Raw genomic sequence first — 24,630 nt, forward strand, 5'->3', positions numbered from 1 at the left:
GCCCGGCCTTAGCCGACGCCACCGATGCAGACATATTTGAGCTCGGTATATTCCTCGATGCCGTGCCGTGAGCCTTCCCGGCCGAGACCCGACATCTTGACACCGCCGAAAGGCGCCTCGGCGGTGGAAATAGCTCCCGTATTGACACCGACCATGCCATATTCGAGCGCCTCGGCAACCCGGAAGACCCGCGAGAGATCGCGCGCATAAAAATAGGATGCGAGGCCGAAATCGGTATCGTTCGACTGCGCGATCACATCCGCCTCATCCTCGAAGCGGAAGAGCGGCGCAAGCGGTCCGAAGGTTTCCTCATGCGCCACCTGCATGCCGGCATCGACATTGCGCAGGATCGTCGGCTCAAAGAAATTGCCGCCCAGTGCATGCCTCTTGCCGCCGATGGCAATCTCGGCGCCTTTCGAAAGCGCATCGGCAATATGCGCCTCCACTTTGGCGACCGCGTTTGCATCGATAAGAGGCCCGAGAATGCTTGCCCCTTCCAACCCGTTACCGACCTTCAATTGCGCGACGGCCTCTGCGAATTTTTCAGCGAAAGCATCATAGACGCCGCTCTGCACATAAAGACGGTTGGCGCAAACGCAGGTCTGACCATTGTTGCGGAATTTGGCGAGGATCGCGCCCTCGACAGCGGCATCCAGATCGGCGTCATCGAAGACGATGAAGGGCGCATTGCCGCCGAGTTCCAGCCCCAGTTTCTTGATCGTCGGCGCACATTGCCGGTAAAGATGTTCGCCCGTACGCGTCGAGCCGGTAAAGGTCAGAAGGCGGATATCCGGGCTTGCCGTCATTTCCCCGCCTATCTCGGCCGCTGGCCCCGTCAAAATGCTGAAAAGCGCAAGCGGCAGGCCGGCGCGCTCGGCAAGGATGGCAAGGGCGATGGCCGAAAACGGCGTTTGCGGCGCCGGTTTCAGCACCACCGCACAGCCGGCGGCCAGCGCCGGGCCGGCCTTGCGGGTGATCATGGCATTGGGGAAATTCCATGGCGTGATGGCCGCAACCACGCCCACGGGCTGGCGAAGAACCAGAATGCGTTTATCCGGCTGGTGGCCGGGCACTGTCTCGCCATTGATCCGCCGCGCCTCTTCTGCAAACCATTCGATGAAGCTCGCGCCATAGGCGATCTCACCCTTTGCTTCCGCGAGCGGCTTGCCCTGTTCCAGCGTCAATATCATGCCGAGATCGTCACGGTTTTCCATGACGAGCCGGAACCATTCCTTCAGGATATTTGCACGCTCGCCGGCGGTGCGGCGGGCCCATTCCTTCTGGGCGATCACGGCGGCAGCGATCGCTTCTCTCGTTTCCTTCGCGCCGAGTTCTGGAACCCGCCCGACGATCTCTCCGGTCGCGGGATTGCGGATCGCCGCCGTTTCACGGCCATCGCAACCGATCCAGCGGCCGGCCACGGGCACTTTCTCGCCGAAGAGTATGGGATCATTCAGATGCATGGCCCATCCCTCAACAGAAGACCTGCGCCGAGGCCGGATCGAAGGCGAGATGCACGAGGTCGCCACGGCTGAGGCCGGAAATCGCCTCATGGCCGAAAGGCAGGCGCACCGCAAGCGGCTCACCCGAGCCGGTATGGGCCACCACATGGACATTGTTGCCGAGGAAAGTGATGTCGCTGACCGTGGCCTGGAAACCGGCGGCGGCGACCGGCCGGTTGCGGCTGAGCTGCAGCCGCTCCGGGCGCAGCATCAGCGCCGCCTTCTTTCCCGGCGTGGCTTCGCCATGCATCGGAATATGATCGAAGACGATATCCCGACCGAGCGACACCGTCGCCTTGCCGCCCGAGGCGGCGAGGAGATCGCAGGCGATGAAGTCGCTGTCGCCGATGAATTCAGCCACGAAACGGGTCGCCGGGTGAGCGTAAAGCTCCGGTCCCGTGCCGATCTGGTCGATAACCCCCTTGGAAAACACCGCGATCCGGTCGGAAAGACGCAAGGCCTCTTCCTGATCGTGGGTAACATAGAGGATCGTCACTTCCGTCTGCTGGTGAATACGGCGGATTTCGAACTGGATTTCTTCGCGCAGCTTCTTGTCGAGCGCCGACAGCGGCTCATCCATCAGCAGAACCGGCGGGTCATAGGCAAGCGCACGGGCCAGCGCCACGCGTTGCTGCTGGCCGCCCGACATCTGCGCCGGTTTTCTGTCCTCGAAACCTTCGAGACGGACAAGCCGCAGCATTTCCTTCACCTTCGCATCGATTTCCGCCTTGCTCTTGCGGCGGACCTTCAGCGGAAAGGCGATGTTCTCGCCGACCGACAGATGCGGAAACAGGGTGTAGCGCTGAAAGACCATGCCGATATTGCGCTTGTGCGACGGCGTCGACAGCAGGCTTTCGCCGTTCAGCAGAATATCGCCCGATGTCGGCTGCTCGAAACCGGCAAGGATATAAAGCGTCGTGCTCTTGCCCGAACCGGACGGTCCGAGAAATGTCATGAACTCACCCGGCTGCACGTCGAGATTGACGTCCTGAACGGCGACGACCGGTCCGTATTGCTTGCGGATGCCGCGAATCTGCAGGAGCGGTTTGGTCATGTTTTCAGTCCTTTTCGCACAGCCGCGACAAGCAGCATGAGAATGATGGTCACCGCGATGAGAAGCGTGGAGGCGGCCGCAATAACCGGCGTTAAATCCTGACGCAGCGTTGCCCAGATTTTCACCGGCAGCGTCTGCAATGTCGGGCTTGCCATGAAGATCGCCAGCACCACCTCATCCCACGAGGTGAGGAAGGAGAAGATCGCCGCCGAGAACAGGCCGTGGCTGATCGCAGGAAGCGTGATGCGGATTTTCGCCTGCAACGGGCTTGCGCCGCACAGCACCGCCGCATCCTCAATCGATTTGTCGAAACCCTCGAGCGCGCCGGTCAACGCCAGAATGGAAAAAGGCAACGCCACGACGAGATGGGCAATGACGAAACCGGCAGTGGTGCCGGCAAGGCCAAGTTTCAGAAAAAAGGCGTAAAGCGCCACCGCCAGCACCACGACAGGCAGGATCATCGGCGTCATGAACAGCGCGCGAAGCGTGTTACGCCCAATGAAACGGCCGCGCACCAGCCCGAAGGAGGCGACAAGACCGATCAGCACGGACAGCACCGTGACCATGAGGGCGATGCGCAGGCTGGTCCAGGCGGCCTCCAGCCATCGCGGATCGGCGAAGAAATCGGCATACCATTTCAATGTCCAGCCGGGCGGCGGAAAGATCAGCCATTGCGACGAGCCGAAGGACAGCGCTGCGATGAAAACGATGGGCAGAACGAGAAATGCCGTCGTCAGCACCGTGATCAGGAGGAGCAGCCATTTCCAGACGCCGAGGCTGTTATAGTTCAAAAGCATGTCAGCGCCCCCCTGACCCGGCCGCGCCGAAAAATTTGAGCTGGATGGCGTAAAGCGTCAGCGTCACCACCAGCAGCACCAGTGCGGCCGCCCCGCCCATGCCCCAATTGACCAGCGACTGGACGAATTGCGCAATGAGTTCGGCCAGCATCATGTTCGCCGTGCCGCCGAGGAGCGCGGGGGTGACGAAATAACCGAGCGACATGACGAAGACCATCAGCGCGCCGGAAATCATACCGGGTGCTGCCAGCGGAATGAGAATTCGCGTTAGCGCCTGAAAGCGTGTCGCCCCGCACAAGGCCGCCGCCTGAAGGATGGCCGGATCGATCTTGCGGATGACGCCATAGAGCGGAATGATGATGAAGGGCAGCATGATATAGGTCATGCCTATCGTTACCCCGGTAAGATTGTTGACCAGCGCCAGAGGCTGATCGATGATGCCCAGCCCCAGCAGCGTCTTGTTCACCACGCCCGTGCGCTGCAACAGCACCATCCACGCATAGGTGCGCGCCAGAAGATTGGTCCACATCGACAGGAGCAATATGGCAAAGACAATGGAAGCGAGCCGCGCCGGCATGATGGCGAGCGCCCAGGCGACGGGAAAGCCGATCGCCAGCGACACGACCGTGACCAACGCCGACACCGCGAAGGTATTGAAGAAGATCTTCAGATAGGTGGAGCTTCCCAGCAGGGCGGCATAGTTGCCCAATCCGAAAACGGGTTCGGTGACGCTGCGCGACAGCAGGATCAGAACCGGAACGACGAAAAACAGGACAAGCAGGACAAGCGCCGGCAGGGTAGCCGTAAAGTTGCCGGGCCGGAAAGGCATCCGCACCTTCGCTTTCGGGCTGACTGTTTCATCGGTAAGCGAGACCATGCCCAAACCTCCCGGACGTGGAAAATCGCGCGGGCGCCTGTCGCGGCCCGCGCCGTTATCTTACTTCGCCTGCCAGGCGTACCAGCGTTCGCCGATCTCGTCGCGATGCTGCGCCCAGTAGTTCATATCGGCATTGACCTGGCTTGCCGTCTGCTGGTCCGGCAGGGTCTTGGCGGTTTCCGGATCCATCAGCTTGGCGGATTCGATATTGACCGGCGCATAACCCGTCGCGGTCGCCATATCCGCCTGCGCCTGCGCAGAGGTGGCGAGCGCGATGAACTTCATCGCCGCATCCTTGTTCTTCGTTCCCTTGGGAACGACAAGGGAATCCGCCGCGGTGATGTTCTGCTGCCAGGAGGTTTCCACCTTCACGCCGCTTTTTTCAAGCGCCGTCATGCGGCCGTTCCAGACGCTGCCGAAGGGCGCTTCCGCAGATGCAATCAACTGCTGCGACTGCGCGCCGCCGGACCACCAGATGATATCGGATTTGATCGTATCGAGCTTCTTGAAAGCGCGGTCGAGATCGAGAGGATAAAGCTTGTCGGCGGCCACACCATCGGCCAGAAGGGCGGCTTCGATCACACCCGGCGCAGACCATTTATAGAAGGTGCGTTTTCCCGGAAATTTCGCGGTGTCGAACAGATCCGCCCAGCTCTTCGGGCAGGCGGCCACGGCATCGACATTGCAGCCGATGACGAAGGAATAATAAAAGCTGCCGACGGAGTAGTCCGTCACGAAGCGCGGATCGAGCTTGGTCTTGTCGATGACGGCAAAATCGAGTTTTTCCAACAGGCCCTTCGGGCCGGCCTGCGCGGCATAATCGCCCTCGACATCGACCACATCCCAGGTCACGCCGTTCGCCTCGACCATGGCCTTCAATTTGCCGTAGTCCGTCGGACCGTCCTGCACCACGTTAATGCCGGTCGACACCATGAATTTTTCAGCCCAGGCCGCCTTCTGGGCGTCCTGCGTGGTTCCTCCCCAGCTGGAGAAAACCAGATCATTCGCCTCAGCAGATGCACCAAGGGCAAAAAGAGCGGCGCATGCCGTCAATACCAGTTTCAATTTCATGTTCCCTTACTCCGTTTTAGAGCTTCTTGTTGGTATGCACGTCGCGACCGGCGCATTTCACCCGAGCGGTGAAAACCGCGCCGGTTTCATGATCTTGTTTTCGGCGACTTCGATGAGGTCGCGGATTTTCGGAAGGAAGGACAACCAGCGCGGATCGGCCATCAGCCGTGCGCGCCGTTCCTCGCGGTCATCCAGGCTCGAAAAGGCCCAGATATGGACGATCTCATTGATCGGGCCGATCTCGGAGAAAAAGTAACCCACCAGCTCGCCGAGATGGCTCTTCTGGATTTCGATACCCTCCTCCTCGACCACCTTGAGGTAGGCGGGAATGGCGCCGTTTTTCAGCCGGTAGGTGCGGATTTCGTAAAACATGGGCTCACCGCATCACGAAGGGATCGGGGATCGGGTCATCGGAGGTGCGCAGCCATATGGTCTTGGTGCGCGTGTAATCGAGCGCCGCCGCAAGCCCGCCCTCGCGTCCGTCGCCCGACAGGCCGAATCCGCCGAAAGGCGCAATCGGCGAAACCGCACGGTAGGTATTCACCCAGACGATGCCGGCCCGGATCGCCTTCATCAGACGGTGGGCGCGCGTCAGGTTCTGCGTGAAGACACCGGAGGCAAGCCCATAGACCGTGTCATTGGCCAGCGCGATGGCTTCCGCTTCGGTTTCAAACGAAACGACCGAGAGGACGGGGCCGAAGAACTCTTTCTCCATCGATGGCGAACGAATGCCGTCGCAATCGAGAATGGTTGGCCGATAGAAATAACCGTCGCCATCTACAGGCGCACCGCCTGTGACAACCTTGGCGCCCGCGTCCACGGAGGCGGAAACCAGAGAAACGATATGCTTTCTCTGGCGCTCCGTCGCCAGCGGGCCTACTTCCGTCGCCATATCCAGCGGCGAGCCGATGCGGATCGCCTCAGCTTTCGCCTTCAGAATTTCGAGGAACCGATCCTTGACGCTTCTTTCGATGATCAGCCGCGAACCGGCGACGCAGCTCTGGCCGGTCGCGGCGAAAATTCCCGCCACCTGCGCATTGGCAGCGCTTTCAAGATCGGCATCGGCAAAAACGAGGATCGGCGATTTGCCGCCGAGTTCCAGCGAGGTGGAAGCGAGGTTTTCAGCCGAATTACGCACGATATGACGCGCCGTTTCCGGACCGCCGGTAAAGGCGATATGGGCCACTTTCGGATGGGTGGTGAGCGCCGTGCCGCAGGCCGCGCCGAAGCCGGAGACGATATTGACCACACCGGCGGGAAAACCGGCCTCATGCACCAGCCGGGCGAATTCCAGAAGAGGTGCCGGCCCATCTTCCGAGGCCTTGACGACAATCGTGCAGCCGGCCGCGAGTGCGGGACCGATCTTGACGGCGGCGAGAAATAGCTGGCTGTTCCACGGCACGATGGCCGCCACGACGCCCACGGGTTCGCGCCGCAGCCAGACATCCATATCCGGCTTGTCGATCGGCAGATAGGCGCCCTCGATCTTGTCGGCGAGACCCGCATAATAACGATAATAATCCGCGACATAGGCAATCTGCGCGGAGGTCTCGCGGATGATCTTGCCGGTATCGCGGGTTTCGAGTTCGGCGAGCGTCTTCGCATTCTCAGTGACCAGATCGGCGAGCCGGTAGAGCAGCTTGCCACGCTGTGTCGCCGTCAGTTTCGACCAGCCTGCATCTTCGTAAAGCGCCCGGTGAGCGGCCTCGACCGCACGGCCGACATCCGCCTCGCGGCTTTCCGGCATTTCGGCCCATGCAGCGCCGCTTGCGGGATCGAGACTTGCGAAACGCGCCTCGCCATCTTCGAAACGTCCGTCGATATAGCACTGGAAACTGCGCATCGCGTTACTCCCCGAAAGCCGGCATGACATCGGAAAGGAAGCGCTCCAGCGAGGCCTTCTTACGCTCGAAGCTCATGCCCGTATCGATCCAGAAGGAATATTCGTCATAGCCCATGGCCTCGTAAGCTTTAAGCCGGCTAATCACCTCATCGGCATTGCCGACGACATTGTTCTTTCGCATGACATCGGTGGAGAGCATCGCGTTGGCGGCGATGTCTTCGGGCGCAATACGCTCGATCAGCCCCTGATGGATCGGTTTTTCGTTTTTGAACCAGGCGAAGAAATAATTGTAATAGACGCTCATCTCATGCGCCGCCTGAGCGATATCGGCTTCATCGGAACCGACATAGGTGTGGCGAAGCAGCATGATTTTCGGCCGCTGTTTTTCCGGGTTTTTGGCGCAGGCATCGTTGAAGCGGCCCATCAGGGTTTCCACCTCGTCATCGCCCTGCCAGAGTGGCGTCACCTGCACGTTGCAATCATTGGCGACGGCGAATTCATGCGAATTCGGATCGCGCGCCGCCACCCAGATCGGCGGGAAGGGCTGCTGCAATGGCTTGGGAGCGGAGGTGGTGGCCGGAAATTTGTAGAACTCGCCGTCATGCGCATAGTCCCCCGCCCACACTCCTTTGACGGCCGGGATCAGTTCGCGCATGCGCTGGCCGGCGCCCCAGGCATCGAGGCCAGGAAGCAGCCGCTCATATTCAAACGAGTAAGCGCCGCGGGCGATGCCGATATCGAGACGGCCGTCGCAGATGAGGTCGGTCATCGCGGCTTCGCCGGCAAGCTTGATCGGGTGCCAGAAGGGCGCGATCACCGTTCCCGTACCGAGACGCGCCGTCCTGGTGCGCCGCGCCAGATCGGCGATCGTCACGAAGGGGTTCGGGGCGATGGTGAAATCCATGCCGTGATGTTCACCGGTCCAGATGGCATGCATGCCGCCGCGATCGGCGATTTCGCAAAGCGTCACGAACTCTTCGTAGAGCGTCTTGTGATCCTGCGAGGCGTCCAGCCGTTCCATATGGACGAAGAGGGAGAATTTCATGGATTTGCCGCCTTCATCGAGATGGGATGGACCCTGCCGGCAGTCTCGTTACCGACATAGACACCGAAATTGCCGATTGAACTTTCCAGCGCGAACCGGTTGACAATGTCCGCCGTCGCGCCGGAGTCGAACTTTGCCGAAGCCAGCGCGCCGGGCAACAGAAAACGGCCCTGGCGCGGCGCATCGTCCCCATCCGCAAGCGCGTGGTAGACGATGTGCTGACGCCCATCCGCCTTGTTTTCATAAACCGAGTAAAGAAAGCCGGTCCTGACCGGCAGCCCGGTGAGCTCTTCCAGCCGCGCCGTCAGCGCCGCGACCGGATCGCCGCCCGCCACGACGCAGCCGGGAAGCGACAGCACATCCTCGCCGACGAGGTAAATCTCGCCACGACGCTCAAGAACCGCGCCGACAGCGATTTCACCCTCTGCCGCAGCCGAAAGCGCCTTGGCGGCCAGCATCGGCGTGAAGTAACCGCCGCGCGCATAACCGAGACCGTTCAGACCGCTATTCTCGAAAGCGTCGATACGACCGAGCAGAATGACGTGGTCTCCGGCCTCGATAACCTCCTGCATCGAACATTCGAACCAGGCTGCAACATCGGCAAAGACCGGTGAGCCTGCCGGCGCATCCGACCAGATGGCGGCGGCAAAACGATCTTCCACCGGCCGGGCGAACGTATTGGACAGGTCCTTCTGGCCTTCCGACAGAATATTGACGGCGAAATTTTTCGCACCCGTCATCGTCGCGAAATTGCGCGAGGTGCGGGCAAGGCAGATCAGCAACAACGGCGGATCGAGCGAGACCGAGGTGAAGGAATTTGCGGTAAAACCCACCGGCTTTTCGGCTTCGTCGCGGGTGGTAACGATCGTCACCCCCGTCACGAAGGCGCCGAATGCGTCGCGCAGGGCGCGCGGATCAAGGGTTGCAACGGTCATTGCGGCTCCTCCTCTAAAGCCAGCCATTCGGCCATCAGTGCATTGACGGTTTCGGGTGCGGTCAGATTGACCATATGCCGGTGCGCCTCGACGATACGGGCATAACCGCGCGGCGTGATCGCCGCCATCTGCTCCGCCATCAGGGGCGTGGAGTTCGGATCGTCCGAACCGGTCAGAAAAAGCGCCGGGCAGGTGACCGAAGGCCAGCGGTCGGCATAGGTCTCGTCCCCGCCCGCAAAAGCGGTATAGGCGACCGCGTAACCTTCCGGGTCGACCATTTCCAACCAGCCCCGCGTCAATTCCCGCGCGTGCCGGCTTTTCAGATCATCGCCGAACCAGCGCAGCAAGGGGCCTTCCTTGTCCACGCCCGTGGTGCGGATCGCCGCCGCACGCGCAAGCACCGCCGCCTTCGCAACGGGGTCGCGGCGATAAACACCGTTCAGATACCCGACACGCGCTATGCGATCACCAAGCGTCGCGGCTGCCCCGCCGGAAATCAGCGCACCCATGGAATGCCCCGCAACATTGGCGCGCTCTATCCGCATGTCGTCTAGAAACCGGCCGAACCAACCGACGAAATCCTCAAGAGTGCTGCCGGCCGCAAGACGTTCGCTGCCACCGTGGCCGGGCATATCGACCGCGATGACGCGGTGCGTCCTCGAAAACACCTCGATCTGCGGCGTCCAGGCTTCGAGCCGCATTCCAACACCGTGGATGAGGATCAGATTCTCGCCCGCGCCGGCTTCGAAATAGGCGGCCCCGCCTCCGGTCGTTTTCCGGGGGAGCGTGCCGGCACCTGCCTTTGCACCATTGACCCGTGACGTGTCGGCGACCCTTTGCATTGGCGTCCGCCTCAAACGCCGGCCGGATTGGCGACATCCTGACCGAGATCCTTCAGATCCTGATAACGGTCACCGATGCGGTGGTGCGGCCGGCCGCCAACGGAAGCACCGAGCGCGACCACAATCTCGTCGGCGGCCGGAGCATCGGGAATGGCCGTCTGGATCGTCAGATAATGCGAACGGCGGCCCTCATCATTCTTGTCCATCAGCGGGATCATGATCGGCGCATTGCCGGGGCCGCGCGTGTTGCAGAAGGCGAGATAGGATTTGGCGCCGACCGCCTGACGATAGTGATTGCCGAAGCGCAGCGTATGGATGAGCGCGGAGGCATGTTCGATCTCCCCATCCAGCCCCACGACGGCCGCCTTGCCATAGGCCTCCACCGCCTCGCCGGAACCGACGGCGTCAAGGATCATCTTCGTCAGCAACTCGCCAAGCACCGGCGCGCCGGCGTGAATTTCCGGCTTCAGATCGGCTACGAAACCTTTGCCCGCCCACGGATTTTTAACGACCGCAATGGCGGCGAACAGCTTCAACGGCGCTGCGGCAGCCTTGCCCCCCTCAATCAACGTCGTTTCGACCTGCAGCAGGGTCTTGCGGATCTGGATGGACATCAGCGCTCTCTCCGTAAATATGATGGCTTATGGTATGCCATAATATATGACTGTCAAGTACCGTAATCCCGCAAGGGCGAGCAGTTGAATTTTGGGGATTGTCGTCGCCGACAAGTCGAGCGCTATGGGCAACCGATTGCACTTGGCAAGCAACGATTGGAGGCGGGAAAATGGGGCAGATTTGACCGGGGCGTCATCAGCCGGGCTGGATGCGCAAGTGGCCGCCTTATACGGCGATAATGTTCCGGAAGATCAGGGCAACTGAGGCCGGCGGCCTCTATTCCTGACTTTCAAGCCGATATCGGGAACCCGGATAGAGGAGCCGCACGGACGTGACGGCACGGCTCGACGACCAGGTTCTGCGGCGCACCAGAAGGCAAGGCTCGTTTCGGCTGATAGCCATCAATTTGCACTCCCAGGGCTGGGGCGATGCGGCCTCGATGAATTGCTCGGTCCGCGAAATCGGCGCCGCCGCCGTCAGATAGGCATTCGGGGTAAGCGTATTGAAGTCCTGCATCAGATAATCCGGAGCGATCTCCGCATTGACGAAGCGATCTTCAAGCTGGATCGGTACATCGTCTTCGTGGTGCACGATGATGGAGTGAAAAACCTTCGCTCCCACGGCGATCTCCAGCGCCGTTGCGAGATCGGGACCGCAAACTTCCGTCTGGGCGAGGATCAGGCTCGGTCGATGCGTCGAGCCGCGCTCCTTGATCTCGTCGGCAATGTTGCGCACGCCCATCATCCCGGCGCTTCGCTTTTTCGGGGCGACAAAAGAGCCGCGCCCCTGCACGCGAACGATCACCCCCTCGGTTGCCAGCTCCCGCAGCGCGCGGTTTGCCGTCATCCGACTGACACCCAACATGTCGACGATCTCGTTTTCGGAGGGTATCCTGTGGTTGGTCAACCACTCGCCGCTGGCGATCTTTTCCTTGATCTGTTCTTTCACCCGCTCATACAGCGGCAGGGAGGAGCGATCGCCCGAGACAGGAAACTCGTTTTCGGTGACGGGCAGCATTGAAACTCCTAAAAATCGGGCGACTGCACAAAACGCAGCCAGAATCCGCGCAAGCACAAAATTATCACATCCTATCTTGCTTGTCTTTCGCAAATGTGTGAAGTTACATATACAACTTGAGGGGAAAATAATGGCAAGCGAAGACTCGATCTCCGGCGGCCGCAAGTCTCCCGCCGATGGTCGGGGCGATATTCGAATGCCCGCCCAGCGCAACGGCAGGAGCTACCACACCGATGCCGAAGCCATGTTTGGTGGCTCGGCCGGGCAATATGCGCTGAAAGACCGCTCTTGCCAGAACCCGCCAACCGCACGCGCCTTCGACCCGACATGGCCAATGCGCGTGAAGCATATGAATTTCTCAAAGTTGTATAGTGAACTTCCGACACACCGCTCCAGGGTGAACATCGAATTCCATATTGATTCGACGAGCGCCCGGCCGCCGATTTCGACGGGACATGAAATGCATCAATGACCGCCGGGTTCAGGGGTAGACATCTGCCCAGGGCACGCCCGGCCGAAACCACAAAACGCATGCCAGCAACTTGCCAATCATCAAACCAAAAGGGGAATGCAATGCTGAATTCAAAGCTGAAAATCGCGCTGGCCACCACCGCGCTCATCATGGGAGCCTATGCCGGGTCCGCGAGAGCGGAAGGCTATTGCGCCGCTGGAAAGACCATCACCTTCGCCGGCATCGACTGGGAAAGCGGTGCTTTCATCACCGAAGTCATGAAGGAAATCCTCTCCAAGGGCTATGATTGCAAGGTCGATTCCATTCCCGGCAACTCCGTAACGCTGGAACAGGCGACCGCCAATAACGACGTGCAGATCTTCGCTGAAGAATGGATCGGCCGCTCCGACGTCTGGAACAAGGCTGCGGAAGCCGGGCAGGTAACATCGGTCGGCAAGACTTTCGTCGGCGCCGCCGAAGGCTGGTTCGTGCCGGAATATCTGGTCAAGGGCGACCCGGCAAAAGGCATCGAAGCCAAGGCTCCGGACCTGAAGAGCGTCGACCAGCTTTCCGACCCGAAGATCGTCGAACTGTTCAAGGATCCGGAAGAGCCGACCAAGGGCCGCTTCCTCAATTGCCCCTCGGGCTGGACCTGCGAAGGCGTCAACACCGCCAAGCTGCAGGCCTACAAGCTGGAAGCAAACTATGTGAACTTCCGCCCCGGCACCGGCACCGCTCTCGACGCCGCAATTGCCGCCGCCTACCTCCAGGGCGAGCCGATGCTGTTCTATTACTGGAGCCCGACGGCAATCATGGGCAAATACAAGCTCATCCAGTTGCAGGAGCCGGCCTATAGCGACGCCTGCTGGAAGGAACTGACGAGCGCCGATGGAAAGCGCGACGCCGGTTGCGCCTTCCCCTCCGTCGAGGTGGCTTATGGCGTGAACAGCACCTTTGCGAAGGAAGCGCCGGACATCATCGCGATCCTTGAAAAGGCGACATTCCCGCTGACAGAGATCAACTCCAGCCTCGCCTACATGACCGACAAGCAGGTCGATGCGACAGCCGCCGCAAAGACCTTCCTTCAGACCAAGGCCGATATCTGGGGCAGCTGGGTTTCTGCGGACGCCAAGGCGCGGATCGAAGCCGCCGTCAAGTAAACATCGCAGGCGCGCCGGGCTTCCGGCGCGCATTTTCCCGTCAGGACAGGGGCCGGCTCCCGGACATGGGGCCGGCAGGCGCGAGGACGACACCAATGTTTCCTGAAGTTTTCCATATTTCCATCCGAGGCCCGATCAATGAGATCGTGCGTTCGCTGGTGGTGAATTACGGCTCCGTTTTCAAGGCGATCTCGCAGACGATCCTGCAGGCGATCCTCTTCGTGGAATGGGTGCTGCGCGGTCTGCCGTGGTGGGTCATTTTTCTGGTCTTCCTGGTGCTCGCCTGGTTCGCGGCGAAAAAGATTTCGCTCGTCATCATGGTGGCGGTGATGCTTTTCATCGTCGGCGCGCTCGGTCTCTGGGACCTGACAATGCAGACGCTGGCGCTGATGCTGATTGCCAGCCTCATCTCCATCGTCATCGGCGTGCCCATGGGCATCCTGCTTGCCAAAAGCGAGTGGGCAAGGCGCATCACCCTGCCGGTGCTCGACGTCATGCAGACCATGCCGAGCTTCGTCTATCTCATTCCCGCCATCATGCTTTTCGGCCTCGGCAAGGTTCCGGCCGTGCTGGCCACCATCGTTTATGCCGTCCCGCCGCTGATCCGCCTGACCGATCTCGGCATCGGCAGGTGGACCGCGAAGTGGTGGAGGCGGCAACCGCCTTTGGCGGCAGCCCGCGACAAATTCTCTTCGGCGTCGAATTGCCGCTCGCCACGCCCACGATCATGGCCGGCCTCAACCAGACGATCATGATGGCGCTCTCCATGGTCGTCGTCGCCTCGATGATCGGCGCGCGCGGCCTCGGTGAGCAGGTGCTGAACGGCATCCAGACGCTCGATGTCGGCAAGGGCCTCGAAGCGGGTCTCGGCATCGTTATTCTCGCAATCGTGCTCGATCGTATCACCCAGGGTTTTGGCCGATCCAGCCGGAAGGAAATTGGCAATGACTGATATCCATATCCGCAACGTGTCCAAGATCTTCGGCGGCAACTGGAAGGCCGCGCTCGCCATGGCGCAGCAGGGCGCGGAGAAAAGCGACATTCTGGCAAAGACGGGATGCAGCGTCGGTCTCGACAATGTCAGCCTCGATATAGCCGGCGGCCGCATTTTCGTGATCATGGGCCTCTCCGGTTCCGGCAAGTCGACCCTTGTGCGCCACATCAACCGCCTTATCGAACCGACAAGCGGCGAGATTCTCGTCGGCGGCGACAATGTTCTCGCGCTGAAACCGAAGGACCTGCGCGACTTCCGCAACCGGCGCGTCAGCATGGTGTTCCAGAATTTCGGCCTGATGCCGCACCGCACCGTGTTGCAGAACGTCGTTTATGGCCAGCGCGTGCGCGGGTTGACCAAGGCCGATGCGCGGCCCATCGGCATGAAGTGGATCGAGACCGTCGGCCTTTCTGGCTATGAGGACAAGTTTCCGCACCAGCTTTCCGGCGGCATGAAGCAGCGCGTCGGCCTCGCCCGCGCGCTGGCCGCCGATACCGACGTCATCCTGATGGACGAGGCCTTTTCGGCGCTCGACCCGTTGATCCGCGCCGACATGCAGGACCAGTTGCTGCAGCTCGAAAAGAACCTGCACAAGACCATCGTTTTCATCACCCACGATCTCGACGAGGCGCTCCGCATCGGCGCGCAGATCGCGATCCTGAAGGACGGCAAGCTGGTGCAGGTGGGAACACCGGACCAGATCCTCAACAGCCCCGCAAACGATTATGTCGCCCGTTTCGTGGAGCGCCGCACGGGTGCGGGAGAAGGCCAGCATGGCTGATACGATCACCATCGATCGTCCCCTCACCTGGCAAGAGATCGCCGCTATTGCAAAGGGCGCCACGCTTTCCCTGTCGGATAAAGCGTGGCGGCGCATTGCCGAAGCCCGCGCCATCGTCGATGCGCTCGTCGAAAAACGGGTGCGCGGTTACGGCATCAATACGGGTGTCGGCGCGCTCTGCGATGTGATTGTTGACATCCCGCAGCAGCAGGCCCTCTCCCGCAACATCCTGCTCAGCCACTCCTGCGGCGTCGGAGAACCGCTCGGACGCGAAGAAACGCGCGCCATCATGGCCGCCCAGATCAACAACTTCGCGCATGGTTATTCCGGCGTGCAGGTCAAAACGGTCGAAGCGCTGCTCGCCCTGCTGAATGGCGATATTCTTCCCGTTATTCCGTCAAAGGGCTCGGTGGGTTACCTCACCCATGCCGCGGCCATAGGGCTGGTGCTGATCGGCGAAGGCCGGGCCCGCCACGGCGGCGAACTCATCAGCGGCAGGCAGGGGCTCGAAAAGCTCGGCCTCGAACCTATGATTCTGCAGGCGAAGGAGGGGCTCAGCCTCGTCAACGGCACGCCCTGCGCCACCGGCCTCGCCAGCCTCGCGCTCGCCCGCACGACTTCGCTCCTTGACTGGGCCGATGCGGCAGCGGCAATGAGCTATGAAAACCTTGGTGCGCAGGCCGATCCGTTCGCCGCAGGGCCGCTGGCACTGCGCAGCTCGCCCGGCATCCAGACCGTTGGTGCGAACCTGCGCCAGCTTCTGGCGGCAAGCCCGCTTCTTGCCCGGTCGGCCGGATCGCGCACGCAGGATCCGCTAAGCCTGCGCGCCGTGCCGCAGGTGCATGGCGCCGTTCGCGACAGCGTCACGCAGATCGCGGACGTCGTAGACCGCGAGCTCGCGAGTGTTACGGACAACCCGGTCGTCGGCGGCACGCCGCAGTCGCCGGAGGTCCATTCCCAGGCCCATGCCGTCGGTGCAGCGCTCGGGCTTGCCATGGATGGGCTGGCGACGGCCACGGCCGAACTTGCGGCGATTTCCGAGCGGCGTATCGACCGGCTCGTCAACCCGCTTGTCAGCGGGCTGCCCGCCTTTCTGGCGGAAAGCGATGGTGTCTGTTCCGGTTTCATGATCATCCAGTACACGGCCGCAGCGCTTGCCGCGGAAAACCGCCGCCTCGCCGCCCCCGCCAGCCTCGATGGCGGCATCACCTCCGCATTGCAGGAGGATATACTGACACATGCTACCGCCGCCGCCGACAAGACGCTTTCGATTATCGGCAATCTGGAAACCATTCTCGCAATCGAGATCATGAGCGCCGCGCAGGCTTACGACATGCAGCCAGACGAAGGCGGCCGTGCGCCCGGCACCGATAGGCTCTACCGGCGTGTCCGGACGGCGGCGCCATTTTACCGCGACGACCAGCCGCTCAACGATTTGGTAGCTGCCGTTCGGGAAATGCTGCAAACCACGCTTGCGGGGACAGGTGCCGACGCAGGCTAGATACTGCGTCGGAAATTTTAGCCGCACACAAGGTGGAAGAGGTCACTCTTTGCCGGTCTTCTGGGCGATGAGAACGGCTTCCGCAATCGCGCTTGCGCTCGCGACATGGTCCAGAGCCGCCTTGTAAGCGGCGTCTCCATCCCCCTGCCGGATGGCTTCGACGATCTTTTCCATTTGCGCCGGACCTTCGGTATCGCGGCTTTTCGTCTTGATCGTCATCGAACGAAGATGGTTGATCCGCACCGTCAGCAGATTGACGACGCCCCAGGCGACATGTCGGTCGATCTTGCTAAACAGCGTCTGATAAAAGGACGAGGTATGCGCCAGAACGCCCGGCATATCCCTTTCGACATAGCTTTCGCGGATATGACTGAGCGACGCTTCAAGCGCTTCCACGATGGCAGGATCGCGGCGCTCCGCACAAAGGCGCGCCGCCATTCCTTCCAGCGCACCGCGAATTTCATAAATCTGCTTCGCCTCATCGAGATCGAGCATCGCGACCATCGGGCCCTTGTTCGGCAAATTCGCCACCAGCCCCTCGGATTCCAGATGCCGCAGGACCTCACGAACGATGGTGCGGGAAACGCCGAGCTGGGCGCAGAGATCCCGCTCGACCAGACGGTCGCCCGGGCGGAAATAGCCGTTCACGATGGCGTCACGGACCTTGTCGAGCGCGAGTTCCCTCAGCGTCTTTGTCGGGCGCTCAACGCGAATGGCAGTTCCGTGCGAAGCATCTGTCATGGTATCACCTCGTTTGACACCTCCCGTTTCGTTGCAACGCAGTTACGAACAAAACGGGAAATGGCTTTTGTATTATGGCGTACCAGCTTATTTAGCGCCGTGCTCTCCTTAAGGCAACATCAGCACGGCTCACGCAGAATGCTCATCCCATTCTTTCGGAGGCGTAAGAGCCGGGACCGGGGGGAAACACCACGGTTCGGCTGTCGTTCAGGAATACACGCCGATGAATATGGGCGTGGATGGCACGCGCCAGCACCTGCGCCTCCACGTCGCGGCCGAGCGACACGTAATCCTCGGCCGACTGCGCATGGGTGATGCGCACGGTATCCTGCTCGATGATCGGCCCCTCATCCAGATCGGCGGTCACATAATGCGCCGTCGCGCCAATCAGCTTCACACCGCGCTGATAGGCCTGCTTGTAAGGGTTGGCCCCCTTGAAGGACGGCAGGAAGGAGTGGTGGATATTGATGATCCTGCCCGACATCGCCTCGCACATCCTGTCGGAAAGCACCTGCATGTAACGCGCCAGCACGATGAGTTCCGTACCCGAACTTTCCACGATCTCCATGATCCGGGCTTCGGCCTGCGGCTTGTTCTCTTTCGTCACCGGAATGTGGTGGAAGGGAATGTCGTGATTGACGACGACCTTCTGATAATCGAAATGGTTGGAAACCACACCGACAATATCGATCGGCAGCGCCCCGATGCGCCAGCGGTAGAGCAGGTCATTGAGGCAATGGCCGAAGCGCGACACCATCAAAAGAACCTTCATCCGCTCTGCCTGATCGTGCAGCGCCACCTCCATGCCGAACTTTTCCGAGATCGGAGCAAGCCCGGCCATCAACGCGTCGCGTGTCGCACCCTCCTCGGAAATGAAACCCACGCGTATGAAAAAACGGCCGGTGCCGAGATCGTCGAATTGCGAACTGTCGACGATGTTGCACCCCTTCTCAGCGAGAAAGCCTGAAAGGGCGGCGACAATGCCGCGGGTGGATTTGCATGTCACGGTCAGGACGAAGTTCGTCATCTGGCACTCTTTCTGTCATCGATAAAGCATGTCTCTCAAAAGCGTGCAGCGGTTTTGGGACCCAGACATGCTTAAAAACAAAGATCTAAAGCGCGCGGCATGAATCAGATTGGACGCGACGCGCTTTAGTGCAAAACCCCGCGCTTTTGATCAGCGCGAGGAAAAGCCGCAAGGGCGGCGGGGAAAACCGGGCTCAGACGTCGAGCGTGGTCTGATGCTCCCAGGCGGTGAATTGCGAGCAATAGCTGTTCCACTCACCCTGCTTGAGCTTCAGATAGGCCTTGGAGAATTCCGTGCCGAGCGCCTGCTGCAATTCCGCATCTTTCTCATATTCGCGCAGCGCATCGAGAAGGTTGAGCGGCAGCTTCGGTGCATTCGTGACCTTGTGGCCCTCGCGATACATGTCGATATCGTAGTGCGGACCGGGATCGGCCTTGGAACGGACACCGGAAAGGCCGGCGGCGATGATGATGGCCTGCAGCAGATAGGGGTTCACGGCTCCATCCGGCAGGCGCAGTTCGAACCGTCCCGGCCCCGGCACGCGCACCATATGGGTGCGGTTATTGCCGGTCCAGGTCACCGTATTCGGCGCCCAGGTCGCGCCGGAAATGGTGCGCGGCGCGTTGATGCGTTTGTAGGAATTGACCGTCGGATTGGTGACGGCCGCAAGCGCCGACGCATGTTTCATGATGCCGCCGAGAAACGTCTTGCCCTTGGCCGACAGACCGAACGGCATTTCCCTGTCGGCAAAGGCGTTGACCTTGCCGTCGAGGTCCCAGACCGAAATATGGGCATGGCAGCCATTGCCGGTCAGACCCTTAAAGGGCTTCGGCATGAAGGTGGCGCGCAGTCCGTGCTTTTCGGCGACGGATTTGACCATGAATTTGAAGAAGGAATGTTTGTCTGCGGTCTGCAGTGCGTCGTCATATTCCCAGTTCATCTCGAACTGGCCGTTCGCGTCCTCATGGTCGTTCTGGTAGGGCTTCCAGCCCAGCTCCAGCATGTAATCGCAAATCTCGGCAATGACATCATAACGGCGCATCACCGCCTGCTGGTCGTAGCAGGGCTTTTCAGCCGTGTCGTATTCGTCGGAGATTTTCGCACCATCCGGCGAAATCAGGAAAAATTCCGGCTCCACGCCGGTCTTGACCCTGAGCCCTTCGCCAGCCGCTTCAGCGATGAGCTTTTTCAGCACCACGCGCGGCGCCTGCTCTACCGGCTGATCTTCCATCACGCAATCGGCAGCGACCCAGGCGACATCCTTTTTCCACGGAAGCTGAATGACCGAAGAGGCGTCGGGCACGGCGAATAGATCGGGATGAGCAGGCGTCAGATCGAACCAGGTGGCAAAGCCCGCAAAACCCGCGCCATCCTTCTGCATATCGGCAATCGCTTCTGCGGGAACCAGCTTGGCGCGCTGGCCGCCGAAGAGATCGGTATAACTGATCATGAAATATTTGATGCCCTTTTCGGCAGCAAATTTGGAGAGGTCCAGTGTCACGTCATTCCCCTTTTTTTGAATATCAGACACTTCATCGAAAAAAGACGGGCACATCCTCCCAAATGCGCCCGTCCGTTCTTATGGCTTAAAAGCTGCCTTTGCCCGGGAACCAGTTCGTTCCCGCCAGCGGAACCTGCGCCATGGCGGCAGCCTCCATCGTCAGCGCCACCAGATCTTCCGGCTCCAGATTATGGAGATGGTTCTTGCCGCAGGCACGCGCGATGGTCTGCGCCTCGAGCGTCATGACCTTCAGGTAATTGGCAAGACGGCGGCCGGCGGCGACGGGATCGAGGCGTGCGGCAAGTTCCGGGTCCTGCGTGGTGATGCCGGCGGGGTCTTTGCCCTCGTGCCAGTCATCGTAAGCGCCGGCCGTGGTGCCGAGTTTCTGGTATTCGTCTTCCCACTTGGGATCGTTGTCGCCGAGCGCCACCAGCGCCGCCGTGCCGATGGCGACCGCATCGGCACCCAGCGCCAGCGCCTTGGCGACATCAGCACCCGAACGGATGCCGCCGGAGACGATCAGCTGCACCTTGCGGTGCATGCCGAGATCCTGAAGCGCCTGCACGGCGGGGCGAATGCAGGCGAGCGTGGGCATGCCGACATTTTCGATGAAGACATCCTGCGTGGCCGCTGTGCCGCCCTGCATGCCGTCAAGCACCACCACATCCGCACCGGCCTTCACCGCCAGCGCCGTGTCGTAATAGGGCCGCGCGCCGCCGACCTTGATATAGATCGGTTTTTCCCAGTCGGTAATTTCGCGCAGTTCGAGGATCTTGATTTCGAGATCGTCGGGGCCGGTCCAATCAGGGTGACGGCAGGCGGAGCGCTGGTCGATACCCTTCGGCAGGTTGCGCATATTGGCGACGCGATCGGAAATCTTCTGGCCGAGCAACATGCCGCCGCCGCCCGGTTTCGCGCCCTGGCCGACGACGACCTCGATGGCGTCCGCACGGCGCAGATCCTTCGGGTTCATGCCGTAACGGGAGGGCAGGTACTGATAAACCAGCGTCTGGCTGTGGCCGCGCTCCTCATCCGTCATGCCGCCATCGCCCGTCGTGGTGGAGGTGCCGGCGATGGTTGCGCCACGGCCGAGCGCTTCCTTGGCGTTACCTGAGAGAGCGCCAAAACTCATGCCGGCAATGGTGATCGGCGTTTTCAGCGTGATCGGCTTCCTGGCGAAGCGCGTGCCGAGGGTCACGGTCGTATCGCATTTCTCGCGATAGCCTTCGAGCGGATAGCGCGAGATGGACGCGCCGAGAAACAGGAGATCGTCGAAATGCGGCACCTTGCGCTTGGTGCCCGCGCCGCGAATATCATAGATGCCGGTCGCAGCCGCACGGCGGATTTCCGCCAACGTATGGTCATCGAAAGTTGCGGATTTGCGCGGCGGGGTGAAGGGGTTGTGATAGCTCATCGGAATATCCCTCGCCTCAATACGCGTCGGCGTTGTCGATGTTGAAATTGTAGAGCGTGCGGGCCGAGCCGTAGCGCTTGAACTCGTCAGGGCTGACATCCGTGACGCCGGCCTTGTCGAGAAGTTCGGCGAGCTTTTCGAGATGTTCGGGCCGCATCTCCTTCTCGATGCAATCGGCACCCAGGCTCTTCACCGAACCGCGCACAAAAAGCTTCGCCTCATAAAGGGAATCGCCAAGCGCATCGCCCGCATCGCCGCAGACGACGAGATGGCCGGACTGGCCCATGAAGGCCGACATGTGGCCGATATTGCCCTTCACGACGATATCGATGCCCTTCATGGAAATGCCGCAGCGGGAGGCGGCATTGCCCTTGATGACCAGAAGCCCGCCGCGGCCTGTGGCGCCGGCATATTGCGAGGCGTCCCCCTCGATGACGACGGTGCCGGACATCATGTTCTCAGCGACACCCGGCCCGGCCGAGCCGTGCACGGTGACATTGCCGCCATCATTCATGCCGGCGCAATAATAACCGACCGAACCGTGCACATCGACGGTGACGGGGCTGTCGATACCGACCGCCACGGCATGGTGGCCGCGCGGATTGACGACCTCGAATTCGGTGTCGTTCGCGCCCGAGGAAAGACCGTGGAGCGCCTTGTTGAGTTCACGCAGCGGCGTGTGGGAGAGATCGAAAACTGGCATGGATTATGACTTTCAAAACAGGCGCCGATGACGGGTCTCAGGCGGCCTTTTCATGGTCCCAGAAATAGACGGTCGCCGGCTCCGGCTCCCAGACGCGGGCATTTTCAATGCCGGGCAGATTGACCAGCGCGCGATACTCAGAGCCGAAAGCGACATATTGGTCGGTCTCGGCCATGACAGCAGGCTTGCAGGCGATGGGATCACGCACCACGCCGAAACCGGATTTGGTGCCGACGACGAAAGTGAAGAAACCATCGAGATCGTCGAGCGCGCCGTTCAGCGCCTCGCCCAGATCCTTGCCCTTGGCCATTTCCGCCGTGAGATAGGCGGCGGCGACTTCCGAGTCGTTCTGGGTCTCGAAGACCATGCCTTCACGCACCAGTTCGCGGCGCAGATTATTGTGGTTGGAAAGCGAGCCATTATGCACCAGGCACTGGTCTGCGCCGGTGGAGAAGGGATGCGCGCCAAGCGTCGTCACCGCCGATTCCGTCGCCATGCGGGTGTGGCCGATGCCATGCGTGCCGGCCATGGAGCGCACGTCAAAACGGGTGACGACATCCTTCGGAAGACCGGTTTCCTTATAGATTTCGACGCTGTCGCCGGAACCCATCACGCGCACATTCGGGCGGATTGCGGAAAGAACCGCGCGGATGCCATCCAGCTTCTCGGCGGGAATATCGAGAACAGCATGAGTGCTTTTCACCGTGACCGCGGCATCGACGCCGCTTTCCTTCAGCGCTTCGGCGAGGCCGGAAAAATCGGCGGCCGGATCGCCCGACTGGATCGTCACTTTCGCGCGGCCATTGGCAGCGCTTCCGTAGATCGCGATGCCGGCCGAATCCGGGCCGCGATCGGTCATGGTGACGAGCATGTCCGAAAGCAGCTGACCCAGCTGCGGTTCAAGGCTTTTGTCTTTCAGGAATAGTCCAACAATGCCGCACATCGACAGGCACCTCCATTCGTTTCTGAATGAAGGGCTAACATATGGAATTCCATTCCGTCAACTATCAGGAATATTTTTTTCTTCTAAGGCAAATTATCAATCGTTGCTCAGCCGCCTTTGCGGATAGGAAATGATCGACAGATAACGGGCGGGAAGCTTCACCAATTCCTCCGGCCCGTGCGGCGCATCGGCGTCGAAAAACAGGCTGTCGCCAGACTGCATGGTGAAAAGCTGCTCGCCGTGGCGGTAAACCACCTCGCCTTCCAGCATGTAGAGAAACTCCATTCCCTCATGCTGGAAGGTCGGGAACACGTCCGAATCCTTGGTTAGCGTGATGAGATAGGGCTCGACGGTGACGCCGCTGGTATTGTTGTCGATATGGCCGAGCAGGCTGTATTGATGACCGGCGCGCGTGCCCCTGCGCTCGATATTCACGCCCTGGCCCGCCTTGACGAAGGTGGCGCTGCGCGGTTCCTCGAAACCGCGAAAGAAGGCCGTGATCGGCACGCCCAGCGCCTTTGAAAGCGTCTGCAGCGTGGTGAGCGACGGCGAGATATTGCCGTTTTCGATCTTGGAGAGCATGCCCACGGAAACGCCGGTGGCCGATGCAAGATCGGTGACCGTGATGCCGAGTTTCTTGCGATAGGCGCGCACCTCATGGCCAATCGCCATTTCCAGATTATTGACCCTTGGCTCGCGGATGGCATGGGGATCCTGCGACAGGAACTGCGCAGTTTCGGTCTTTGTGGTATCCTTCGCCATGGCGTCCTCCGGCATTATCGTGTTTTCCCTTCCTTACAGGAAAACTATTTTAATTCGGAGGAAATCTTTGCCGCAGTGTATTTGGGGTATGGCCGAACCGGGCCTTGAAGCTTCCGGAAAAATGCCCGGCGCTCGAGAAGCCGGTGGCGAAGGCCACTTCGGCAATGGAGAGCGGGCTTTGCTCCAGCAGCCGCCGGGCGTGATCGAGGCGGATCGCGCGGTATGTTTCCAGAAATGTCGTTTTCAGATGGGTTGCGAAAAGCCGGTCGAGGTGACGCGCGCTGGTTCCCGCCAGTTTCGCCATGGTCTGCCGGTCGAGCGGGCTTTCAATGGTCGTTTCCATTTTTTCCAGCACGGTCAGTAGGGCCGGATGGTTGGTGCCATGACGCTCGGCGGCGGAACCCCTTTGCGGCGCGCCGGGTTCGGCCACAGCCGTGTGCAGATACCAGTCGCTGACACGCCGTGCGAAATGAGCGCCCATTCTTTGCGAAATCATCGCATGCATCATGTCGAGCGGCGCGACGCCGCCGGCGCAGGTGATGCGGTCCCCGTCGAAAACGAACCGCGCCTGCCGGGGCGTGAGATGGCCGAAGGCCTCTTTCAGCACCGACGCATGCTCCCAGTGAATGGTGAAATTGCGGTTTTCCAGCAATCCCGCCGCCGCCAGCACATAAGCGCCGCTGGAAATGCCCCCGATCCGGACACCCTGCCGCGCCAGCCGCCTTAACGTCCCGTAAGAATTTTCCGCAACGGTCCAGTCCTGCGGCCCGCCCCCTGCGCAGACGAAGATCGTGTGGCATCTTTCGCCTGCGGTGGCGAGTGCCTCGCAGCCGACAATGATGCCGGAAGAACTTCTGACGGCCTCACCATCGAAAGACAGCGGAACCACATCGTAAAGATCGGTTCCGGCGATCAGATTGGCGGCGCGCAATGGCTCCGCCGCCGAGGCGTAAGACATCAGCGCGAAATTCGGAACCAAGATGAAACCAATGCGCTGGACATTCTTCTGCTCAATGATCCTCATGTCTCTTTTTTAAATCATTATGTCCTTTAT

Annotated in this window: 24 protein-coding genes and 1 pseudogene; 5 read left to right on the forward strand and 20 right to left on the reverse strand. The window is 60.7% G+C overall.

What is annotated here, in order from left to right; all coding sequences use genetic code 11:
• Window positions 1-8 precede the first annotated feature (8 nt).
• The 12 genes from L901_RS14085 to hutC all read right to left on the reverse strand — a co-directional run bounded on the left by L901_RS14085 (window position 9) and on the right by hutC (window position 11,598).
• Window positions 9-1,463: an NAD-dependent succinate-semialdehyde dehydrogenase gene (locus L901_RS14085; RefSeq protein WP_059757766.1), complete on the reverse strand. Its 1,455-nt coding sequence runs from the start codon at window positions 1,461-1,463 to the stop codon at window positions 9-11.
• A gap of 10 nt (window positions 1,464-1,473) precedes the next feature.
• Window positions 1,474-2,556 carry an ABC transporter ATP-binding protein gene (locus L901_RS14090; protein ID WP_059757769.1) on the reverse strand — a complete coding sequence of 361 codons (1,083 nt, stop codon included), beginning with the start codon at window positions 2,554-2,556 and terminating at the stop codon, window positions 1,474-1,476.
• Window positions 2,553-3,353, reverse strand: coding sequence for an ABC transporter permease (locus L901_RS14095; RefSeq protein WP_059757772.1), 801 nt, complete (start codon window positions 3,351-3,353; stop codon window positions 2,553-2,555). The genes L901_RS14090 and L901_RS14095 overlap by 4 nt, the downstream gene beginning before the upstream one ends.
• Window position 3,354: 1 nt before the next feature.
• Window positions 3,355-4,182 carry an ABC transporter permease gene (locus L901_RS14100; protein ID WP_371259718.1) on the reverse strand — a complete coding sequence of 276 codons (828 nt, stop codon included), beginning with the start codon at window positions 4,180-4,182 and terminating at the stop codon, window positions 3,355-3,357.
• A gap of 108 nt (window positions 4,183-4,290) precedes the next feature.
• Window positions 4,291-5,301 (reverse strand): ABC transporter substrate-binding protein, encoded by a 1,011-nt coding sequence (locus tag L901_RS14105; RefSeq protein WP_059757777.1) that lies wholly within the window; start codon window positions 5,299-5,301, stop codon window positions 4,291-4,293.
• Window positions 5,302-5,358: 57 nt separating this feature from the next.
• A complete protein-coding gene (locus tag L901_RS14110) occupies window positions 5,359-5,673 on the reverse strand; it encodes an NIPSNAP family protein (RefSeq protein WP_020813480.1) in 315 nt (104 codons plus the stop codon).
• 4 nt (window positions 5,674-5,677) lie between these two features.
• Complete coding sequence (locus tag L901_RS14115; protein ID WP_059757779.1) at window positions 5,678-7,144, reverse strand: aldehyde dehydrogenase; 1,467 nt, start codon at window positions 7,142-7,144, stop codon at window positions 5,678-5,680.
• A 4-nt stretch (window positions 7,145-7,148) separates the two neighbouring features.
• Window positions 7,149-8,189 carry an LLM class flavin-dependent oxidoreductase gene (locus L901_RS14120; RefSeq protein WP_020813482.1) on the reverse strand — a complete coding sequence of 347 codons (1,041 nt, stop codon included), beginning with the start codon at window positions 8,187-8,189 and terminating at the stop codon, window positions 7,149-7,151.
• Window positions 8,186-9,124 (reverse strand): flavin reductase family protein, encoded by a 939-nt coding sequence (locus L901_RS14125; protein ID WP_059757781.1) that lies wholly within the window; start codon window positions 9,122-9,124, stop codon window positions 8,186-8,188. Before L901_RS14125 ends, L901_RS14120 begins: the two co-directional genes overlap by 4 nt.
• A complete protein-coding gene (locus tag L901_RS14130) occupies window positions 9,121-9,966 on the reverse strand; it encodes an alpha/beta fold hydrolase (RefSeq protein WP_059757783.1) in 846 nt (281 codons plus the stop codon). The genes L901_RS14125 and L901_RS14130 overlap by 4 nt, the downstream gene beginning before the upstream one ends.
• Window positions 9,967-9,977: 11 nt before the next feature.
• The gene (locus tag L901_RS14135) at window positions 9,978-10,580 is read right to left on the reverse strand and encodes an amino acid synthesis family protein (RefSeq protein WP_003519589.1); all 603 of its coding nucleotides are present in this window, start codon (window positions 10,578-10,580) and stop codon (window positions 9,978-9,980) included.
• 277 nt (window positions 10,581-10,857) lie between these two features.
• Window positions 10,858-11,598: a histidine utilization repressor gene (gene hutC, locus L901_RS14140; RefSeq protein WP_003519590.1), complete on the reverse strand. Its 741-nt coding sequence runs from the start codon at window positions 11,596-11,598 to the stop codon at window positions 10,858-10,860.
• A gap of 130 nt (window positions 11,599-11,728) precedes the next feature.
• Here hutC and L901_RS14145 point away from each other — a divergent pair, with 130 nt between their 5' ends.
• The 5 genes and pseudogenes from L901_RS14145 (at window position 11,729) to hutH (ending at window position 16,485) form a co-directional block, all read left to right on the forward strand.
• Window positions 11,729-12,070 (forward strand): hypothetical protein, encoded by a 342-nt coding sequence (locus L901_RS14145; protein ID WP_059757786.1) that lies wholly within the window; start codon window positions 11,729-11,731, stop codon window positions 12,068-12,070.
• A gap of 101 nt (window positions 12,071-12,171) precedes the next feature.
• Window positions 12,172-13,209: an ABC transporter substrate-binding protein gene (locus L901_RS14150; RefSeq protein ID WP_059757788.1), complete on the forward strand. Its 1,038-nt coding sequence runs from the start codon at window positions 12,172-12,174 to the stop codon at window positions 13,207-13,209.
• A 95-nt stretch (window positions 13,210-13,304) separates the two neighbouring features.
• A pseudogene (locus tag L901_RS14155) lies at window positions 13,305-14,161 on the forward strand (ABC transporter permease).
• Window positions 14,154-14,984, forward strand: a complete 831-nt coding sequence (locus L901_RS14160) for a glycine betaine/L-proline ABC transporter ATP-binding protein (RefSeq protein ID WP_059757791.1) — start codon at window positions 14,154-14,156, stop codon at window positions 14,982-14,984. The pseudogene L901_RS14155 and the gene L901_RS14160 overlap by 8 nt, the downstream one beginning before the upstream one ends.
• Window positions 14,977-16,485: a histidine ammonia-lyase gene (gene hutH / locus L901_RS14165; RefSeq protein ID WP_059757793.1), complete on the forward strand. Its 1,509-nt coding sequence runs from the start codon at window positions 14,977-14,979 to the stop codon at window positions 16,483-16,485. The genes L901_RS14160 and hutH overlap by 8 nt, the downstream gene beginning before the upstream one ends.
• A 42-nt stretch (window positions 16,486-16,527) precedes the next feature.
• On the opposite strand, the gene L901_RS14170 is transcribed toward hutH, so the two are convergent.
• The 8 genes from L901_RS14170 to L901_RS14205 form a co-directional block, all read right to left on the reverse strand.
• The gene (locus L901_RS14170) at window positions 16,528-17,226 is read right to left on the reverse strand and encodes a GntR family transcriptional regulator (RefSeq protein ID WP_059757796.1); all 699 of its coding nucleotides are present in this window, start codon (window positions 17,224-17,226) and stop codon (window positions 16,528-16,530) included.
• Window positions 17,227-17,368: 142 nt separating this feature from the next.
• Window positions 17,369-18,253, reverse strand: a complete 885-nt coding sequence (gene purU / locus L901_RS14175) for a formyltetrahydrofolate deformylase (RefSeq protein ID WP_059757797.1) — start codon at window positions 18,251-18,253, stop codon at window positions 17,369-17,371.
• Window positions 18,254-18,446: 193 nt separating this feature from the next.
• A complete protein-coding gene (gene glnT, locus L901_RS14180) occupies window positions 18,447-19,754 on the reverse strand; it encodes a type III glutamate--ammonia ligase (protein ID WP_059758125.1) in 1,308 nt (435 codons plus the stop codon).
• Between the two features lie 85 nt (window positions 19,755-19,839).
• The gene (locus L901_RS14185; RefSeq protein WP_020813492.1) at window positions 19,840-21,168 is read right to left on the reverse strand and encodes an FMN-binding glutamate synthase family protein; all 1,329 of its coding nucleotides are present in this window, start codon (window positions 21,166-21,168) and stop codon (window positions 19,840-19,842) included.
• A 16-nt stretch (window positions 21,169-21,184) separates the two neighbouring features.
• A complete protein-coding gene (locus L901_RS14190; protein WP_059757800.1) occupies window positions 21,185-21,871 on the reverse strand; it encodes a GXGXG domain-containing protein in 687 nt (228 codons plus the stop codon).
• A 37-nt stretch (window positions 21,872-21,908) separates the two neighbouring features.
• The gene (locus L901_RS14195) at window positions 21,909-22,814 is read right to left on the reverse strand and encodes a glutamine amidotransferase family protein (protein ID WP_059757802.1); all 906 of its coding nucleotides are present in this window, start codon (window positions 22,812-22,814) and stop codon (window positions 21,909-21,911) included.
• Window positions 22,815-22,910: 96 nt separating this feature from the next.
• Window positions 22,911-23,591 (reverse strand): XRE family transcriptional regulator, encoded by a 681-nt coding sequence (locus tag L901_RS14200; protein ID WP_059757805.1) that lies wholly within the window; start codon window positions 23,589-23,591, stop codon window positions 22,911-22,913.
• Window positions 23,592-23,625: 34 nt separating this feature from the next.
• The gene (locus L901_RS14205) at window positions 23,626-24,600 is read right to left on the reverse strand and encodes a GlxA family transcriptional regulator (RefSeq protein ID WP_059757808.1); all 975 of its coding nucleotides are present in this window, start codon (window positions 24,598-24,600) and stop codon (window positions 23,626-23,628) included.
• Window positions 24,601-24,630: the final 30 nt, after the last annotated feature.

Origin of the sequence: Agrobacterium sp. D14, assembly GCF_001526505.1 — a bacterium.
In the GTDB taxonomy this organism is placed as follows: domain Bacteria; phylum Pseudomonadota; class Alphaproteobacteria; order Rhizobiales; family Rhizobiaceae; genus Agrobacterium; species Agrobacterium leguminum.

Coding starts and splice junctions, on each gene's coding strand:
- L901_RS14085 (WP_059757766.1), bottom strand. CDS start 1,463: ATGCATCTGAATGATCCCATACTCTTCGGCGAGAAAGTGCCCGTGGCC.
- L901_RS14090 (WP_059757769.1), bottom strand. CDS start 2,556: ATGACCAAACCGCTCCTGCAGATTCGCGGCATCCGCAAGCAATACGGA.
- L901_RS14095 (WP_059757772.1), bottom strand. CDS start 3,353: ATGCTTTTGAACTATAACAGCCTCGGCGTCTGGAAATGGCTGCTCCTC.
- L901_RS14100 (WP_371259718.1), bottom strand. CDS start 4,182: ATGCCTTTCCGGCCCGGCAACTTTACGGCTACCCTGCCGGCGCTTGTC.
- L901_RS14105 (WP_059757777.1), bottom strand. CDS start 5,301: ATGAAATTGAAACTGGTATTGACGGCATGCGCCGCTCTTTTTGCCCTT.
- L901_RS14110 (WP_020813480.1), bottom strand. CDS start 5,673: ATGTTTTACGAAATCCGCACCTACCGGCTGAAAAACGGCGCCATTCCC.
- L901_RS14115 (WP_059757779.1), bottom strand. CDS start 7,144: ATGCGCAGTTTCCAGTGCTATATCGACGGACGTTTCGAAGATGGCGAG.
- L901_RS14120 (WP_020813482.1), bottom strand. CDS start 8,189: ATGAAATTCTCCCTCTTCGTCCATATGGAACGGCTGGACGCCTCGCAG.
- L901_RS14125 (WP_059757781.1), bottom strand. CDS start 9,124: ATGACCGTTGCAACCCTTGATCCGCGCGCCCTGCGCGACGCATTCGGC.
- L901_RS14130 (WP_059757783.1), bottom strand. CDS start 9,966: ATGCAAAGGGTCGCCGACACGTCACGGGTCAATGGTGCAAAGGCAGGT.
- L901_RS14135 (WP_003519589.1), bottom strand. CDS start 10,580: ATGTCCATCCAGATCCGCAAGACCCTGCTGCAGGTCGAAACGACGTTG.
- hutC (WP_003519590.1), bottom strand. CDS start 11,598: ATGCTGCCCGTCACCGAAAACGAGTTTCCTGTCTCGGGCGATCGCTCC.
- L901_RS14145 (WP_059757786.1), top strand. CDS start 11,729: ATGGCAAGCGAAGACTCGATCTCCGGCGGCCGCAAGTCTCCCGCCGAT.
- L901_RS14150 (WP_059757788.1), top strand. CDS start 12,172: ATGCTGAATTCAAAGCTGAAAATCGCGCTGGCCACCACCGCGCTCATC.
- L901_RS14160 (WP_059757791.1), top strand. CDS start 14,154: ATGACTGATATCCATATCCGCAACGTGTCCAAGATCTTCGGCGGCAAC.
- hutH (WP_059757793.1), top strand. CDS start 14,977: ATGGCTGATACGATCACCATCGATCGTCCCCTCACCTGGCAAGAGATC.
- L901_RS14170 (WP_059757796.1), bottom strand. CDS start 17,226: ATGACAGATGCTTCGCACGGAACTGCCATTCGCGTTGAGCGCCCGACA.
- purU (WP_059757797.1), bottom strand. CDS start 18,253: ATGACGAACTTCGTCCTGACCGTGACATGCAAATCCACCCGCGGCATT.
- L901_RS14185 (WP_020813492.1), bottom strand. CDS start 21,168: ATGAGCTATCACAACCCCTTCACCCCGCCGCGCAAATCCGCAACTTTC.
- L901_RS14190 (WP_059757800.1), bottom strand. CDS start 21,871: ATGCCAGTTTTCGATCTCTCCCACACGCCGCTGCGTGAACTCAACAAG.
- L901_RS14195 (WP_059757802.1), bottom strand. CDS start 22,814: ATGTGCGGCATTGTTGGACTATTCCTGAAAGACAAAAGCCTTGAACCG.
- L901_RS14200 (WP_059757805.1), bottom strand. CDS start 23,591: ATGCCGGAGGACGCCATGGCGAAGGATACCACAAAGACCGAAACTGCG.
- L901_RS14205 (WP_059757808.1), bottom strand. CDS start 24,600: ATGAGGATCATTGAGCAGAAGAATGTCCAGCGCATTGGTTTCATCTTG.